12 protein-coding genes are annotated in these 13,611 nt (G+C 68.3%); 4 read left to right on the forward strand and 8 right to left on the reverse strand.

Features of this window, described 5'->3' with window-relative positions; all coding sequences use genetic code 11:
- The first annotated feature begins 249 nt into the window (after positions 1–249).
- Positions 250–1,257 carry an MlaD family protein gene (locus IE122_RS13330; RefSeq protein ID WP_229814150.1) on the forward strand — a complete coding sequence of 336 codons (1,008 nt, stop codon included), beginning with the start codon at positions 250–252 and terminating at the stop codon, positions 1,255–1,257.
- On the forward strand, positions 1,257–1,853 hold the full coding sequence (locus IE122_RS13335) for an ABC-type transport auxiliary lipoprotein family protein (protein WP_189621677.1): 597 nt from the start codon (positions 1,257–1,259) through the stop codon (positions 1,851–1,853). Before IE122_RS13330 ends, IE122_RS13335 begins: the two co-directional genes overlap by 1 nt.
- On the opposite strand, the gene IE122_RS13340 is transcribed toward IE122_RS13335, so the two are convergent.
- From IE122_RS13340 to IE122_RS13370, 7 genes are read right to left on the reverse strand one after another with little or no spacing between them, the layout of a single operon-like run.
- On the reverse strand, positions 1,811–2,512 hold the full coding sequence (locus tag IE122_RS13340; RefSeq protein WP_189621678.1) for an ATP-binding cassette domain-containing protein: 702 nt from the start codon (positions 2,510–2,512) through the stop codon (positions 1,811–1,813). The genes IE122_RS13335 and IE122_RS13340 overlap by 43 nt on opposite strands.
- Complete coding sequence (locus IE122_RS13345; RefSeq protein WP_189621679.1) at positions 2,509–3,273, reverse strand: ABC transporter permease; 765 nt, start codon at positions 3,271–3,273, stop codon at positions 2,509–2,511. The genes IE122_RS13340 and IE122_RS13345 overlap by 4 nt, the downstream gene beginning before the upstream one ends.
- Positions 3,264–5,132 (reverse strand): RyR domain-containing protein, encoded by a 1,869-nt coding sequence (locus IE122_RS13350; RefSeq protein ID WP_189621680.1) that lies wholly within the window; start codon positions 5,130–5,132, stop codon positions 3,264–3,266. Before IE122_RS13350 ends, IE122_RS13345 begins: the two co-directional genes overlap by 10 nt.
- Positions 5,133–5,141: 9 nt before the next feature.
- Positions 5,142–6,725 carry a C1 family peptidase gene (locus IE122_RS13355; protein ID WP_189621681.1) on the reverse strand — a complete coding sequence of 528 codons (1,584 nt, stop codon included), beginning with the start codon at positions 6,723–6,725 and terminating at the stop codon, positions 5,142–5,144.
- Between the two features lie 26 nt (positions 6,726–6,751).
- Entirely contained in the window at positions 6,752–7,789 is a 1,038-nt protein-coding gene (locus IE122_RS13360) for a hypothetical protein (RefSeq protein WP_189621682.1), read from the reverse strand.
- Positions 7,790–7,825: 36 nt separating this feature from the next.
- Positions 7,826–9,505, reverse strand: a complete 1,680-nt coding sequence (locus tag IE122_RS13365) for an SUMF1/EgtB/PvdO family nonheme iron enzyme (RefSeq protein WP_229814152.1) — start codon at positions 9,503–9,505, stop codon at positions 7,826–7,828.
- Positions 9,502–10,176: a hypothetical protein gene (locus tag IE122_RS13370; protein ID WP_189621683.1), complete on the reverse strand. Its 675-nt coding sequence runs from the start codon at positions 10,174–10,176 to the stop codon at positions 9,502–9,504. Before IE122_RS13370 ends, IE122_RS13365 begins: the two co-directional genes overlap by 4 nt.
- Positions 10,177–10,284: 108 nt before the next feature.
- Between IE122_RS13370 and IE122_RS13375 the strand changes: the two genes are divergently transcribed.
- Positions 10,285–11,955 carry a caspase family protein gene (locus tag IE122_RS13375; RefSeq protein ID WP_229814155.1) on the forward strand — a complete coding sequence of 557 codons (1,671 nt, stop codon included), beginning with the start codon at positions 10,285–10,287 and terminating at the stop codon, positions 11,953–11,955.
- A gap of 38 nt (positions 11,956–11,993) precedes the next feature.
- Here IE122_RS13375 and IE122_RS13380 read toward each other — a convergent pair whose 3' ends face one another.
- A complete protein-coding gene (locus IE122_RS13380) occupies positions 11,994–12,659 on the reverse strand; it encodes a hypothetical protein (RefSeq protein WP_189621684.1) in 666 nt (221 codons plus the stop codon).
- Between IE122_RS13380 and IE122_RS13385 the strand changes: the two genes are divergently transcribed.
- Positions 12,658–13,608 (forward strand): toll/interleukin-1 receptor domain-containing protein, encoded by a 951-nt coding sequence (locus tag IE122_RS13385; protein ID WP_189621685.1) that lies wholly within the window; start codon positions 12,658–12,660, stop codon positions 13,606–13,608. The genes IE122_RS13380 and IE122_RS13385 overlap by 2 nt on opposite strands.
- Positions 13,609–13,611: the final 3 nt, after the last annotated feature.

Below are 13,611 nucleotides of genomic sequence, written 5' to 3' on the forward strand. Positions count from 1 at the left end.
TGCGGCGCTGATGGCCCGCTATCCCGGCGCTGTGCTGGTGATCCCGCGCGAGGGCAGCTTGACCGTCGCCGGTCAGGACGTGGCACCCGGTGGCTGCGCACTGGCGATGGCGCTGGGCGAGGTGCAGTTCGCACGCGAGGGAACGTGCCTGCTGGCCACGTCATGCGCGCCCTGAACGTCGCAGAATTACCCGATTTTCCTTGACAGACGGGCGCTCGCGTCGCGAACATGTCTTCTGTTGGAGGGGGCGTGGGACCAGATCCGAAAGCGCAGATTAAGTGGGGCATCGGCGCTTGCGTGCTGACGCTGCTGGTCGTCGGGATTCTCGCTTTCGTGCCCGATCCGTTCTTCCGCACCCGCGCGATTGCGACCACGCTCGATAACGTCGCCGGTATCGATCCGGGCACCCCGGTCTCCTTTCGCGGGATCGAGCTGGGCAAGGTCCGATCGGTCGATCTCGATCCCGCCACGCGCAACTTTCGCGTCCGGCTCGACGTCCGTCGCGACTGGCAGCCGACCGGTTGCACCTATGTTCTGGCCGGTGCCGCCAACCCGTTCACCGCGCCTTCGATCGAAATCGTCGCGCTGGAAAAGGCGGACGCTGCCACTACCGCAAGCTGCCGCAACCAGATGGCGCTGCGCGATTGTGCGGTCGTGCCGCTGCTCGATCGCGACGCCGATGCCTTCCCCGCCTGCCGCCGCGCGCCCGATCTGATCGCCAGCACGACGATGGCGGTCAACGAAGCCGCCAACGTCGCGCGGTCCGCAAACCAGATGGCGCAGCGGCTGCAGGTGATACTGGGTGGCGAAGGTGGCGGCGGTGCCAGCATGGCGCAAGTGGCGGACAATGCCACGCAGACGCTGGCGGCGCTCAATTCGCTCAGTTCGCGGCTGGACAGCAGTTTCTCGCCGGGGCGCGGCGATATCGCGCTGACGCTGGGCAACGTGAAGCGGATGACGGGGCGGATGGCCGAGGTAGACGTGCGCTCGGTCAACGGCATCCTGCAGAACGCCAACGGCATCGTCGGCGATAACCGGGTCGGCGTCGGCGTGCTGGTCGATCAGACCGCGCGCAGCGCGGCGCAGGCGAACCAGATGCTCGAAGGCGCGTCGGCATCGCTGGTCGAAGCCACCGCCAACCTCAGCCAGATGACCGCCAATCTCAACACCCTGACCGAGCGGCTCGCCGCCGATCCGACTTATGCGGTGCGGGGGCAGAAATATGCCGACCCGCCGGGACTGGAGAGGGGCAAGTGATGCGGATGCTGACCGGCCTTGCGGCGCTGGCCCTGCTGTCCGGCTGCGCGATGATGGGCAAGGCCGATGCGCCGGTGACCATGCGCCTTGCCCCCGCGTTCGCCGGGGACGGCGCTCCGGTCCTGGCCGGATCGGTAACGGTTTCTCCGGTGCGTGCGGGCGGGGCGCTGGCGGTGCAGCGTTATGCCTATGTCGATCCGGCAAGACCGGCGGAGATCAACCAGGCGGCCAGCCTGTTCTGGGAGGAACCGCCGCCGCGCCTGATCGAGCGGGCGCTGGTGAGCGGGTTGCGCGGTCGCTACGCCGTGGTCACCGGGCCCGAAGCGCCGGTTGCGGCAGACATGCGCGTGATCGCCATCCTCACTCACTTCGAGGAAGTCTCCGCGCCGGGTGTGGCGCAGGCACGGGTCGGGTTCGAGGCGAGCGTGGTGGCGGGGGGCAAGGTGGTCCGGACCGGCAGTTACTGCGCAAACGCGCCGATCGCCGGTTCCACGGCGACAGACCGGGCGCGCGGCTTCGAAGCGGCGGTTGAGGGCGCGGTCGGGGCGTTTGTTCAGGCGCTGGCGAAGGGTGCCACGTCCGCTCCGTCCTGTTGAACCAGCACACCGTTCTCCAGCAGCAGCACCCGTTCGCACAGCCGGTGGGCCAGCCCACGGTCCTGCGTCAGCAGCAGCAGCGCCCGGCCGCGTGCGATGATCTGCCGGGCCAGCACCGCTTCGATGGCATCGGCATCGGCACGCAGGCCGACGAGCGGTTCGTCGAGGATAAGCAGTTCGGGATCGCGCACGAAGGCGCGCGCGAGTTCCACCCGCCTCCGTTCACCTTCCGACAGGTTCCCGGCAATGATCGGCGCGGCATGTTCGATGCCGAAATCGAACAGCGCCCGGTCGATCCGCCGCCGCAACCGCTTGCGCGCCGCCGGGGCCGCGTCCAGCGCGAGCCAGAGGTTGTCTTCTACCGACAGGCTGCCGATCAGCGAGCCGCCCTGAAACACCATGCCGCAGCGACCGCGCAAACGCCGCTGCGCCGCAGCGGGCAGGGCCCCGAGGTCTTCGCCGAACAGCGCCACGGAGCCGGTGAGCGGCGGCGTCATCCCGATGGCAAGGCGCTGGATGACCGACTTTCCCGTCCCGCTCGGCCCGATGATCGCCGCCCGTTCGCCCCGGCCCAGGCACAGGTCGAGCCGATCGAACAGCCGCCGCGCGCCGATCACCAGCGAGACGGCGGAGAAGCCCAGAACGGCCGCGTCGCTCATGCCAGCACTGCCCAGAGGCTGGCGGCGGCGAAGATCGCCAGCAGCCCGGTGGTGAACGCCCGTCCGGCATGGCGACCGATCTCGGCCGGTGCCCGCACCGGCTTCGCCCCGACCGTCGCCCCTACCATCAGCGCGATCGTGGCGAACAACAGCGCCTTGCCCATGCCGATCAGCAGCGCGTGTCCGGTCTGACCGGTCAGCGCGATCTGGGTGAAGGTGTGATAGGCAAGGTTCGCCCCCAGGTGCAACGCGATGGCCGCTCCTGTGAGCGCGGAGAGGGCGGCGATCAGCATGTGGACCGGGCTGGCCAGCAACACCGCGATGATCGGCGGGCCCAGCAGGCGCGGCACCGGATCGTGCCCCATCGCCTCCAGCGCATCCACTTCGCGCGCGAGCGATAGCGCCCCGAGGCGTGATGCGAGTTCGACCGACACGCTGCCCGAAGCGAACACGCCGACGACCAGTGGCAGAATCTGGCGCATCAGCGCATCGGCAAGGGCGGCGATGATGAGCAGCGGCACGTTGTAGACCTGCAGCACTTGCCCGGCGGCGACGCCCGCGATCACCCCGGTCAGCACGGCCAAGCCGATCAGCGTGACGACCGGCCCCCACACGAACCGCGCCATCGCTTCGCCCAGCCCGGCCTCGGCCAGCGGATCGCGGGTCGACACCGTCCGGGCAAAGCCGCAGAACCCGTGCCAGACCAGCCAGACGCCGGTGCCGATGCCCTTGCAGGCCTGCATCGCGCGGGTCAGGACCATGGCGTGGAAACCTTGCCGCTGCGGGCCTCGATGCGAACGGCAGGTAGCGGGGTCTGCGCCGCGCCGATGACGATCGCCAGTTCCGCCCCGGCGCGCAGCACCGTCAGCGGGTCTCCGGGCGGGTCCACGCCGATCACGCTATCGGCGCGGAGCAGCAGCGCGTGTGCGGCTTGGGCTTCGTCGGCAGGCATAACGGACAGCAGGCGATCGGCATTGCCGGTCACGACCACGCGCACTGCGCCCGGCCAAGCCATCAGCAGCGCGCGGCTGCCGGCATCGTCCAGTCGCCCGCTCAGGATCGGCACACGGTCGGGATAGTGCACCTGGATTGCCGCGATGACCTGCTCCATCGCTGCTAATGTCGAGGTGGTCGCTGGATCTGCACCGGGTTCGATGGCGATCAGCAGCGCGCGCTGGGGGCATCGGCCCGACCGCGCCAGCAGCCGCAGCATGACCCGCACCTGTTCGCGGTCCAGGTCCTTGATCCGATCGTGCAGCGCATCGTAAGGCACGATATCGGGATGGAGACGCCGGTCGTCGTCGCGCGTGGCGGCGTAGAACCAGCCATCGGCCAGTTTGGCGGCCATCCAGCGTTCGTGTTCCGCCCGGGCCATGTCTTCCAGTTCGCCGGGGGCAAGTTGCAGCGGCGTTCCCGCCGCCTCGATCACCCGCGCGCCCAGATCGCGCAGCTTGAGTTCGTAGCAATCGGCGACCAGCCGGTTATCGTCGCGAAAACTTTCGGGCAGGTCGTCCCATTCTTCCAGCGAGGCGCGCGATCCGATGCGTTCGCCGTCGGTCAGCCGGCCTTCGAGATAGAATTCGTGGATAGAGCGGGCGAGCGCATCGTGGCGTTCCTGAAGCAGCATGTCGGGACGGGCGAACTGTTCGAGGGTGCCGAAGCGGCGCAACATCGCGCTGTCCGGCCACTGGCCCTCGGCCTCCGCTTCCGCCACGCGCGCCAGTACCGGCGGTGCAGGGCGATCGGCGGCGCGGTAATGCTCCGTCACGGCATGGGCCAATGCCATGGCATCGCTCGCCTTGGCGCAATCGATCCCCACCAGCACGGGATCGCCGTGGCGTGCGACGAGTTGGGCAAAGCCTTCGGCTCCGTCGGGCAGGGGTTCGACCAAGGCTCCCGGCGGCACATCGGCTTGGCCGTCGAGTGGACCGGCGAAGATCAGGCGCGGGCGCGCACCGTCGCGGAAGTGGCCCCCGGCCGCCATCCGCCGGGCATAGCGCAGCAGCGCCGCCGATCCGCCGAGCAGGAACACCACCCGCTCTTTCCGGCCGTGGTGGCGGAAGCGGTCGAGCGGATGGTCGATGAACACCTGGCGGGCGGCCAGATCGTCGAGCGCGATGGCGCGGGCCGAGGCGATCGCGCGCGGGACGTCGGCGGCCAGGGCGCGCAGCCGCTCGCGCGCCGGTTCGCCGGACGCGCCCGCGATCACCGCCAGCGGATCACCCGCCGGGCGGCTGCGCGCGGCCTGTGCCAGGACCAGCCCGGCAAGGTCGATATCGCGATCATCGTCATCGCTCAGCAGCAGCACCGCGCGGGCGCGATCGAGCCCAAGGCGGGTGACCGTGTGCTCGGCATCGTCCAGCGGCACCACCGCCGCGCCTGCCCCTGCTGCCGCACGCGCCCAGGCTGGATCGGCGGGATCGGCCCACAGCACCACGCTGCCGCCTGCTGCCAGTTCTGCGCGGACGATCAGCCGCGCGAGCATGCCGCTGCCGACGACGACCAGATGATCGCCTCGCTGCCGGATCAGCGGCAGCCGCAGCGGCGCGCGCAGGGCCAGCCAGGCGCGGGTGGCCGGCCAGCGCCAGCTCCGGCCTGCGTCTGGCGCATGCGCGGCCATCGCGCCCGCCTATTCGTGCGTCTGCAGGCGGACCACCGCAGCCGCGACCGTGCCCGGTGCGGCTCCGGCAAGCTGGGTGCGCAGGGTGGACAGGAACTCGCGCTCGGTCTCGTAAGTCGTCATGGCGTTGCCGAACAGCGGCGCATTGGATGCGATGGCGAGCAGGATTTCGGAGCCATAAGGCGGCGAAACCTCGAACTGCATGCCCTCCGGCTCGCCGTTGCCGATCACCACCGCCCGCTGGCGTGCGCCGTTGACGCCGGGCTTGCCGCGATAAAGCTCCACCGCGCTGCCATCGTTCTGCAGGTAGATGATGCTGAGCAACGGCCGGGCGGCAGTGGTGGCGGCGCGCAGGGTGAAACGGTCGCCCTTGGTCATCACCACCGGATCGCCCGGCTTGACCACGCCGGCCTCGGATTGCACCTGCAACTGCACCCCGCCGGCCCGGATCGCCGTGGCCAGCGTGCTTTCCGCTTCGCACTGCGGCCAGCGGTGAAGATCAACGTCCCATTTGGCAGCGGGATAGGCACGCGTCAGGGCATCGCGCAGCGTTTGCAGCGCAGCTTCGTCACCGGCGAACCCGGTCAGGGTCAGCTTGCCCGCCACCGGTTCGAGCTGCACGGTGCCGCAGGGCAGGTTGGTCACCGCATCGTTGAACACCTGCAGCGGCGTGCGCCGATCGGGGCCGGTAGCGGCCGACTGGCCCGGTGCCTGTTGCAGCGCATAGGCTTCGGCAACCATACGCTTGAACGTATCGTAGCCGATCCAGATGTACCCGCCATCGCCCCAGGTGCGGCCCCAACTGTTTATGGCGCGGAACGCCTGGCGGTCCTCGTCATAGCCTACGAGTGTCATCGCGTGCCAATTATGGTCTTCGCGCTGGAGGTGCGAATAGGTGCCCGGCCCGCGAAACTTCTCGAAGTCGGTCAGTGCGGGCATGGTGAAGACCACCGGTTCCTTGCGGAACAGCGCGCCCTTGATATCGTCGATGATGACCGGGCTTTGCCAGTCATCCGGCCTTTCGCGATCGACCGCGCGCCACCCGTCAAGCTTGAGCGCGGAAGAACGCCCCAGCATGTCCGCCCCCGCCACCGCGCATTTCGACGGATCGTTGGGGAAATCTGCCAGCGAAGCCGCCCCTTCGTCCTTGAGCAGCGACAGCGCATCGACGATGCGGGTCGGTACCTTGCAGTCCGATCCTTGCGGACGAATGCGATCATAGACGTATGTGGGGCTGGGGATCTCGTTGGCACCGCTGGGCCGGCGGCCCAGTTGCACGCCCGAAAGATAGCCGACCCCGGCATAGGCGGTGGCCCAGGCGGTGCAGTTGGGGAACGGGGTCTGGTTGCCCGGAGCCGGAAACAGCGGCGACAGGTCGACCGCCTTGGGCAGCCAGGCGCGGAATTTCCCCAGCTTGGGCAGCTTGCGATAGCTTTCGGGCGAAAGCGGCTGGAGCCCGGTGGGGTAGACCTCCTGATCCGCCGCCGCCGCTGGTTGCGCGTCGGCGGGACTGCTGGTGTCCTGCGCCATGGCGCTGATACTGGCCCCCGCCAGCGTCAGTGCCATGGCTGCGGTGATGTGCCCTGTGCGCATTGTGCCCCCCTGATATGTGCGGCGTCCTAGAAACGGTATCCCAGCGTCAGCGTCAGCGAATCGTAGCCCGCCTTGTCGGCAAAGCGGTTGTCGGCATGGGTATAGAGCAGGCCGGCGCGCATCTGGTCGAAGCGGCTCTTCTGCTCGGCCTCGCGGGCACGCACGCCCATGCTGAACCCGGCTTCGTGGATCGACTTGTACGGCATGAACGGCTCGCCGGTGAGGCGGGTGAACACGTAGCTGGCGCGCAGCGAACTTTGCCGGCCGAACATGCGCGCCTTCAGCGGCAACTGGTAGGCCAGGCCACCGCGCAAGGTCCAGTAATCGGCCTTCATGTAGAACGGCTGCTTTGACAGGAACGTGTCCAGTGTGTGCGAATAGGCCGCCATGCCGCCCAGGATCAGATCGCCCCGCCCGACCTGCGGCAGTCGATACCGCGCGGTGACCGAACCGGAGACCAGTTCCGCGTCATGGGAGAAATATTCGCCCGCCTGGAGGTTGCTGTAACCGACGCGCGGGGTGATCAGGAAGTTCTGCGAAACCGGCAGTTCGACGCCGGCATTGATGGTGCCATAGACAGCCGTAGCGCCGCCATAAGGGATCGGGCTCGATTCCCCGCCGCCGGGGAATTTGAAGATCACCTTGTAGCCATCGACGTGGTTCACGCTGATCGGCACATCAAGCAGGAACCGCGCCCGCGAACCTTCGCCGATGCGCCGGGCGTGCTGGTAGTGTCCGTCGAACCGCTGGTTCTTCTGGTACCCCGCCTTGCCATAAGTGAAGGTGCCGCCGATCGTGTCGGAATCGCCTTCGGGAGTGAATACGTCCGCGCCTTCTGGCTGGACATCGAACAGGTCGAGCGAGACTTGCGCGTTCTGCACCGGCATCGAATTGGGACTGCCGTAGCGCGGCTCGGCCGAGACATAGCCTTGCGCCGCCGGGCACTGGGTCACGCCGGGCTGGAGCACGCAGGTATAGGTTTTCGCCACGGACGTGACCGGGGCAAGCGCGGCGATGGCCGTCGCGGCGGTCAGCGCACGGGTTCGCAGATACGGGGGTCTCATTCCTCCATCCTCTCTTTTCTTGTTATGCATCGTCATTCAGTTGCCCGCCTCGTCCGGACGCAGATCGCGCACCACCCGCAGCCCCATGTCGCCGCGCCGCTTGGTGTCGGACACGGCGAACAGGTTGGCCGAGCGCAGTTCTGCCGGCGTGCTCTGGAACGAGCCGCCCCGCGCCAGATGGGCGGAGCAGGGGGCATTGCCGCAATCGGCGGTGATTTCCCAGGCGTTGCCGTTCATCTGATAGAGCCCGAAGGCGTTCGGCGGATAGGCATTCACCGCCTCGGGATAGCCGCGATAGGGCGCGGTGGTGGAACCCCGGTAGCTGGCGGTCTGATCGTAGTTGGCTTCACTGGGGGTAATCTCGTCGCCCCAGGGAAAGGCGGTGCCGGTGCCGCCGCGATCGGCATATTCCCACTCCGCCCCGGTCGGCAGGCGATAGGGCAGGCCGGACTGGACCGAAAGCCACGCCACGAACGCCTGCGCATCGGCATAGTCGAGCCCCGTGACCGGGATCAGCGGGTTGGGGTTCTCCTTCGACCAGTCCTGCACCGCGCGGCACGCCTTGTCGCGCACGCAGGCGCGCCATTCGGCCACCGTCACCTCGTAGACGCCCATGGCAAACCCATGCGGGATCGGGTGTTCGCGCTGGAGCGGCTCGTCGCTGCCGCGCCCGGGTTCGCTGCCGGGCGATCCGATGAAGGCATTCCCCGCCGGCACGATGCGCATGTAGGGGCAGTTGGCGCAGTCATAGAAGCGGCCGCTGCCCCCGGCGCTGCAACTGACGAAGCAGGGCGGCTCGCCCTGCAGGCCATAATCGAACGTGGGCTTCTGGAAATTGCGATCCGATTTCATCGCCGCCAGCGCGACCCGGTCCGACGTGCGCTTGAGCGCATCGGCGATGTTCTGCTGCGGCCGGCGCATTTCCTCCGCCAGGATGCGCGAGAAAACGCCGTTGTCGAACGCGAACTGATCGGCGCTGGTAGAGAAGGCGACGAGGTAGCCCTGATCGGGACGCAACTGCACGTCGGACTGGCGCACCAGACGGCGCAGGCCCTTGGTTCCGTCAGGGCCGATCTCTCCCGCTGCGGCGGCTTCGGGGCGAGCGGTTTCGCCGCCGGGTGGCGGTACCACCGGTTGAAGCGGCGGCTCGACCAGCACGTTGCGGCACATGTCGAGGATGATGAGCACATTCTTCGCACCCGAGCCGAGCAGCGCCTTGGTCAGCGCAGCGCGGGTCAGGCTGGTGGTGCCGGTGTCGAGCGTGCGCCCGGCATCGACCGGCAGCATCATGACATCGCCATATGTGCTGAGCGCCGCGCCGTGACCCGAATAGTAGAGCACGCCGAAAGCATCTGGCCCGGCGGCGGCAAGCTTCGCCTTGAACGCGGCGATCGCGGCGGTCATCTGCTCAAGGTTGAGATCTCGGCGCACCTGAACCGCGCCCTCCGCGCCGGCATCGGCAAAGCCGGCGGCGTTGAGCGCCGAGGCGACGCGATCGCCGTCCACCCCGGTCGCCCCCAGCGGATCGAACTGGGTATAGGCACCATTGGCGATGACCAGCGCGATCCGGGGTTCCCTGGCCTGCGCCGGGGCGGCCATGGCGACCAGTCCGACCAGCATCAGCAGGGTCAGGCGCAGAACGGTTCGGGCCATCGGGCCCAGCATCGATCCGAGCACCCCGTCCGGCTCCGCGCCCGCTTCCGGGCGCTCGCTCATTGCGGTGCCCGAAGCTTGAATTCGACCTGGGTGACCTCTCCGACCAGCCCGTCGACGTGCATGACCACGTCATAGCCGTTAGCCGCGGCATAAGGGTCCTGCGTCGATTGCTTGAACAACCCGCGCAGGAACGAGAAGAACCCCCGGCTGACCTGGCAATACTGCTTGACCGAGACGATCCCGCCCGACGCCTTGACCTGATTGAGCCACGGCACCAGTTCGGCCGGCGTCGGATCGTTGACCGGGAACGGCTGGGCCATGTTGACAACCACCGATGCCGACTTCTTAGTCAGTTGCTTGCGCAGGGCGGTGGTAAAAGCGGGGCTGGCATCGTCGGTCACCTGGGCGCGGGCAAACGGCCGTTCGCAGGTCTGCACCGTGGGCGGCTCCGGCTCGGGGGCCGGAGGCGCGGGGAGAGGCGGCGCTGGCTGGGGGGGCACGGGTTGTGGCGCTGGTGCCGGAGCCGGATCGGCGATCCCTTCCTTGGCGGAACCCTGCGGCGCATTGCGCAGGATCTTGACCCCGCGTGTATGGGTGGGCGCGGTAGTCTGTTCGGGCGTGGTCGTATCGGGCGATGGGGCGGCGCTCGTCTTGGTCGCCGCGCCGTATACGGCCGTGTGGCAAATTGCGGCCATGAAAAACGCGCCGGCGGCAGCCTTACCCCATGTCATGTCAGTGCCCCTGTCCATCCTGTAATTGCGCGGACAACAGTGGTTAGTATATGCTGCAGAATTGACCATCAAGCGAATATATTGAACCAATTCAAACGGGGGTGGGCTGTGTTCAGAAAAGCACTTTGGCGGGCCGGTCTGTCGCTTGGCGCGCTGGCCCTGTCCGCCACCGGCACGACCGCCCGGGCAGAGACCCGCGCGCTGCTGGCGGCGGTCTGGCAGTATGGCAACCCGATGTTCCAGGACCTCGAAGGCCCGGCCAACGATCTGCCGGCGATGGAGGCGATCGTGCGCAGCCAGGGGGCCAAGGACGTGACCGTGCTGCGCAACGATCAGGTCACCCGCACCAGCGTGGAAACCGCGCTCCATGCACTGGGCCTGCGATCGAAGCCGGGGGACTGGATCGTGTTCTACTATGCCGGCCACGGGACCGAGGCGGAAGCGGCGGTGAAGGGCACGGCGGACGGCGATTACGACCAGTTCATCCCGCTGGCGGGGTTCGATCCCGATGCGCAGGACACCGAGCGGTTCATCGTCGACAAGGATTTCTACGCCTGGATGGCCCGGTATATTCCGCCGGACGTGATGATCCTGATGATCGCCGACACTTGCCATTCGGGAACGATGAACCGCGCTGTCGATCCCGCCGCCTCGCGCTTCGTGCCCCGGATGGCGCTGCGCGGCAGCCGCGACGATTTCAAGCTGGTCGGCCGCCCGGCACCGCGTTTCCCCTCGGTGCTGCCCCCCGCCGCCGGGGCGGTGCGGACCATCGCGCCGGTCGATCGGGCGGACCTTCCCAATCTCGTCTTCATCGGCGCGGCGCAGGACGATCAGCTTGCGCAGGAATCGATGCTCCCCGCCTCCGGTGCGCCGTGGCGCGGGGTGCTGACCTATGCGTTCGAGCAAGGGCTGCGGCAGTCGCCGACGGACAGCAAGACCGCGACCGCCGATCTCGATCATGACGGCAAGGTCAGCGTGAGCGAGATGGGCGTCTATCTCGATGGCCGCGTCCGCTCGCTGTCCAGCCAGTTGCAGAAGCCGAACACCGCCTATGTTGCCGGAGAGGGTGACGCCGTGCTGTTCGTCACTCCGGCGCGGCTCAAGCCGCCGGCGGGCGTCGCGCTTCCCGGGCTTTACGTTACCGGGCAGGGTGCCACCGCGCTCTCGGCGGGCGGCAATGTGCCCTGGCGGCTGGCGGCCACCCGCGATCAGGCCGATTTCATCTGGAACAGCGATGATGGCCAGGTTTTCTGGCGCACCGGCGATGTGGTCGCCCGTGATGTCACTTCGCCCGGCGTGCTGCGCGGCGTGGTGGAAAAGTGGAACGCCATCGCCCGGCTCGATGCCCTGATGAACGAAAAGAAAGTGCGCGTGACCGTCGGTCCCAAGCCCAACGGTACGCGCTACGCTCCGGGCGAGCATGTCGATCTGGCGCTGCAGTACGATGGCGGCGCGGCGAGCACGGCACCGCTTTATGCCACGGTGTTCAACCTGGCATCGGACGGGACGGTCCAGACGCTCTACCCGGCATCACCGCAGGACGGGGAGGGCCGGCTGGGGCCGGACGGCACGCTGCCGGTGGTATCGACCGCCGCGGTCGCGCCTTACGGGGCGGACCATGTCGTCGCGCTGGTTACCGCGCAGCCGCCCACCGCGCTCAGGACGCTGCTGGCCAGCATCGACAACCAGCGCTTGGCCGCGCGGGTGGTGGAGCCGGTGCGGCAAGTGCTGGCGGGCGGTGGCGGGCTGTCGATCAACGAGCTGTTCACCGGGCCGTGACGGAGCCCCGAACCGCGCCGGGCCCAACCGCGCAGGACTCAGTTGCTGAGCACCACTGTCTGGCTCTTGGCGGGGCTCTTGTTGAGGATATCGACCCGGTAGCGCGCATTCGCCTTGGGCTTGAGCTGGCAAACCGGGGCGTAATCGCCGTGATCGTCAAGGCACACCACCTTGCCCGATTTGTCGACCATGCGGATCAGCAGGCTGGTGCCGGGAGAGCCGATCGCCCCCAGGCGCAGCGTTTCGCCGCCCTTCGCGTCCAGGCTGAACTGATAGGCCCCGCGCGGATCGACGCTGAGCACGCGGCGGACCAGCCCGCTGCCGAATGCCGAAGTCATGACCCCGCGCCGGGCGACCGATTCGGCAACGGTGATCTGTTCCAGCAAGGTGGCGTCGCCATCCGCCAGCACCCGCGCTTCGGCATAGAGCGCCTTGGGCGAAAACGACGCCTCGGCCCCTGCTGCGGTATCGCCATCGCTGACCGGTATTTCGGCGAGCATCCGCGCGGCGGTGATCATCGCATAAGGGTCCTTCGTGCGCCGGGCATAATCGGCCACACTGCGCGCGGCCATCGCCTGGGCGAACGGATCGACCGCCGGGTCGTTGGCCGGGGCCGGGTCGTCTGCCGCGAATGCCGGTGCGGGCATGCCCGCCAAAGCCACCCCGCCTGCCATTATCGCGACGCGCTGTAGGAACCAATTCATGGCAGACTCCTTCCCCTCGGACCAATCGGGCGCAGACTACGCCACTCGGCCGAGTTCCGGCAATCCCCTCGGGCCGGGGCAGGCGCTGGCGGCGCTGGGCACGCACCTGGCCGATCTGGCGAAAGGCCGGGTGGAACAGAGCAGATATGCCGCCTTCATCAGCTACAGCCACCGCGACATGGCGGTGGCGCGGTGGCTGCACAAGGCGATCGAATCCTATCGCGTGCCGCGCGCGCTTGTCGGCCTGGAGGGTGATTACGGCACCGTGCCGGCGCGGCTGACGCCGGTGTTCCGTGATGAGGACGAACTGGCGGGTGCAGCCCAGCTCGGCCCCAAGCTGGAAGACGCGCTGGCCCGCTCGCGCGCGCTGGTGGTGGTGTGTTCTCCGGCGGCGCGCGCGTCGCAATGGGTCGATAACGAAGTGCGCACCTTCAAGCGACTGAACCCCGATGCCCCGGTCTTCGCGGTGATCGCCGGCGGCGTTCCGGGGGAGGGCGAAGACGGCTGTTTTCCCGATGCCCTGTTGTGGGAGGTGGACGCCGCCGGGGCGAGCGACCGTTCGCGGCCGCTGGAGCCCTTGGCCCCGGACCTGCAGGTGCTCGGCAAGCGGGTGGTCAAGCTCAAGCTGATCGCCGGGATGCTGGGGGTGCCGTTCGATCGCCTCAACGATCGCGAGCAGCGCCGCCGGCGGACCTTCGCGGCGATCTATACCGTCGCTTCGCTGGTGCTGATCGTCGCCCTCAGCGCACTGTCGCTGATCGCTCTCCACAACGCCCGCATCGCCGAGCGCGAGCGGATCGCCGCCGAGCAGCAGCGCAACGAGGCGATCGCCGCGCGTGATCTGGCGGAGCGCCGGACCTGGCTGGCGCAGCAATCGGCCGAGCAGATCAGGGCCTTCGCCAGCGAGGCATGCCAGACCGATCCCGGCGGCGCGGCAGCGAGGCGTTGAAAT

This window comes from Novosphingobium colocasiae (genome assembly GCF_014652555.1).
Classification (GTDB): domain Bacteria; phylum Pseudomonadota; class Alphaproteobacteria; order Sphingomonadales; family Sphingomonadaceae; genus Novosphingobium; species Novosphingobium colocasiae.

What these genes read in the sequence shown, in the direction of transcription:
- IE122_RS13370 (WP_189621683.1), bottom strand. Translation starts at nt 10,176, where the DNA reads ATGACATGGGGTAAGGCTGCCGCCGGCGCGTTTTTCATGGCCGCAATT.
- IE122_RS13360 (WP_189621682.1), bottom strand. Translation starts at nt 7,789, where the DNA reads ATGAGACCCCCGTATCTGCGAACCCGTGCGCTGACCGCCGCGACGGCC.
- IE122_RS13340 (WP_189621678.1), bottom strand. Translation starts at nt 2,512, where the DNA reads ATGAGCGACGCGGCCGTTCTGGGCTTCTCCGCCGTCTCGCTGGTGATC.
- IE122_RS13385 (WP_189621685.1), top strand. Translation starts at nt 12,658, where the DNA reads ATGGCAGACTCCTTCCCCTCGGACCAATCGGGCGCAGACTACGCCACT.
- IE122_RS13335 (WP_189621677.1), top strand. Translation starts at nt 1,257, where the DNA reads ATGCGGATGCTGACCGGCCTTGCGGCGCTGGCCCTGCTGTCCGGCTGC.
- IE122_RS13345 (WP_189621679.1), bottom strand. Translation starts at nt 3,273, where the DNA reads ATGGTCCTGACCCGCGCGATGCAGGCCTGCAAGGGCATCGGCACCGGC.
- IE122_RS13380 (WP_189621684.1), bottom strand. Translation starts at nt 12,659, where the DNA reads ATGAATTGGTTCCTACAGCGCGTCGCGATAATGGCAGGCGGGGTGGCT.
- IE122_RS13365 (WP_229814152.1), bottom strand. Translation starts at nt 9,505, where the DNA reads ATGAGCGAGCGCCCGGAAGCGGGCGCGGAGCCGGACGGGGTGCTCGGA.
- IE122_RS13355 (WP_189621681.1), bottom strand. Translation starts at nt 6,725, where the DNA reads ATGCGCACAGGGCACATCACCGCAGCCATGGCACTGACGCTGGCGGGG.
- IE122_RS13350 (WP_189621680.1), bottom strand. Translation starts at nt 5,132, where the DNA reads ATGGCCGCGCATGCGCCAGACGCAGGCCGGAGCTGGCGCTGGCCGGCC.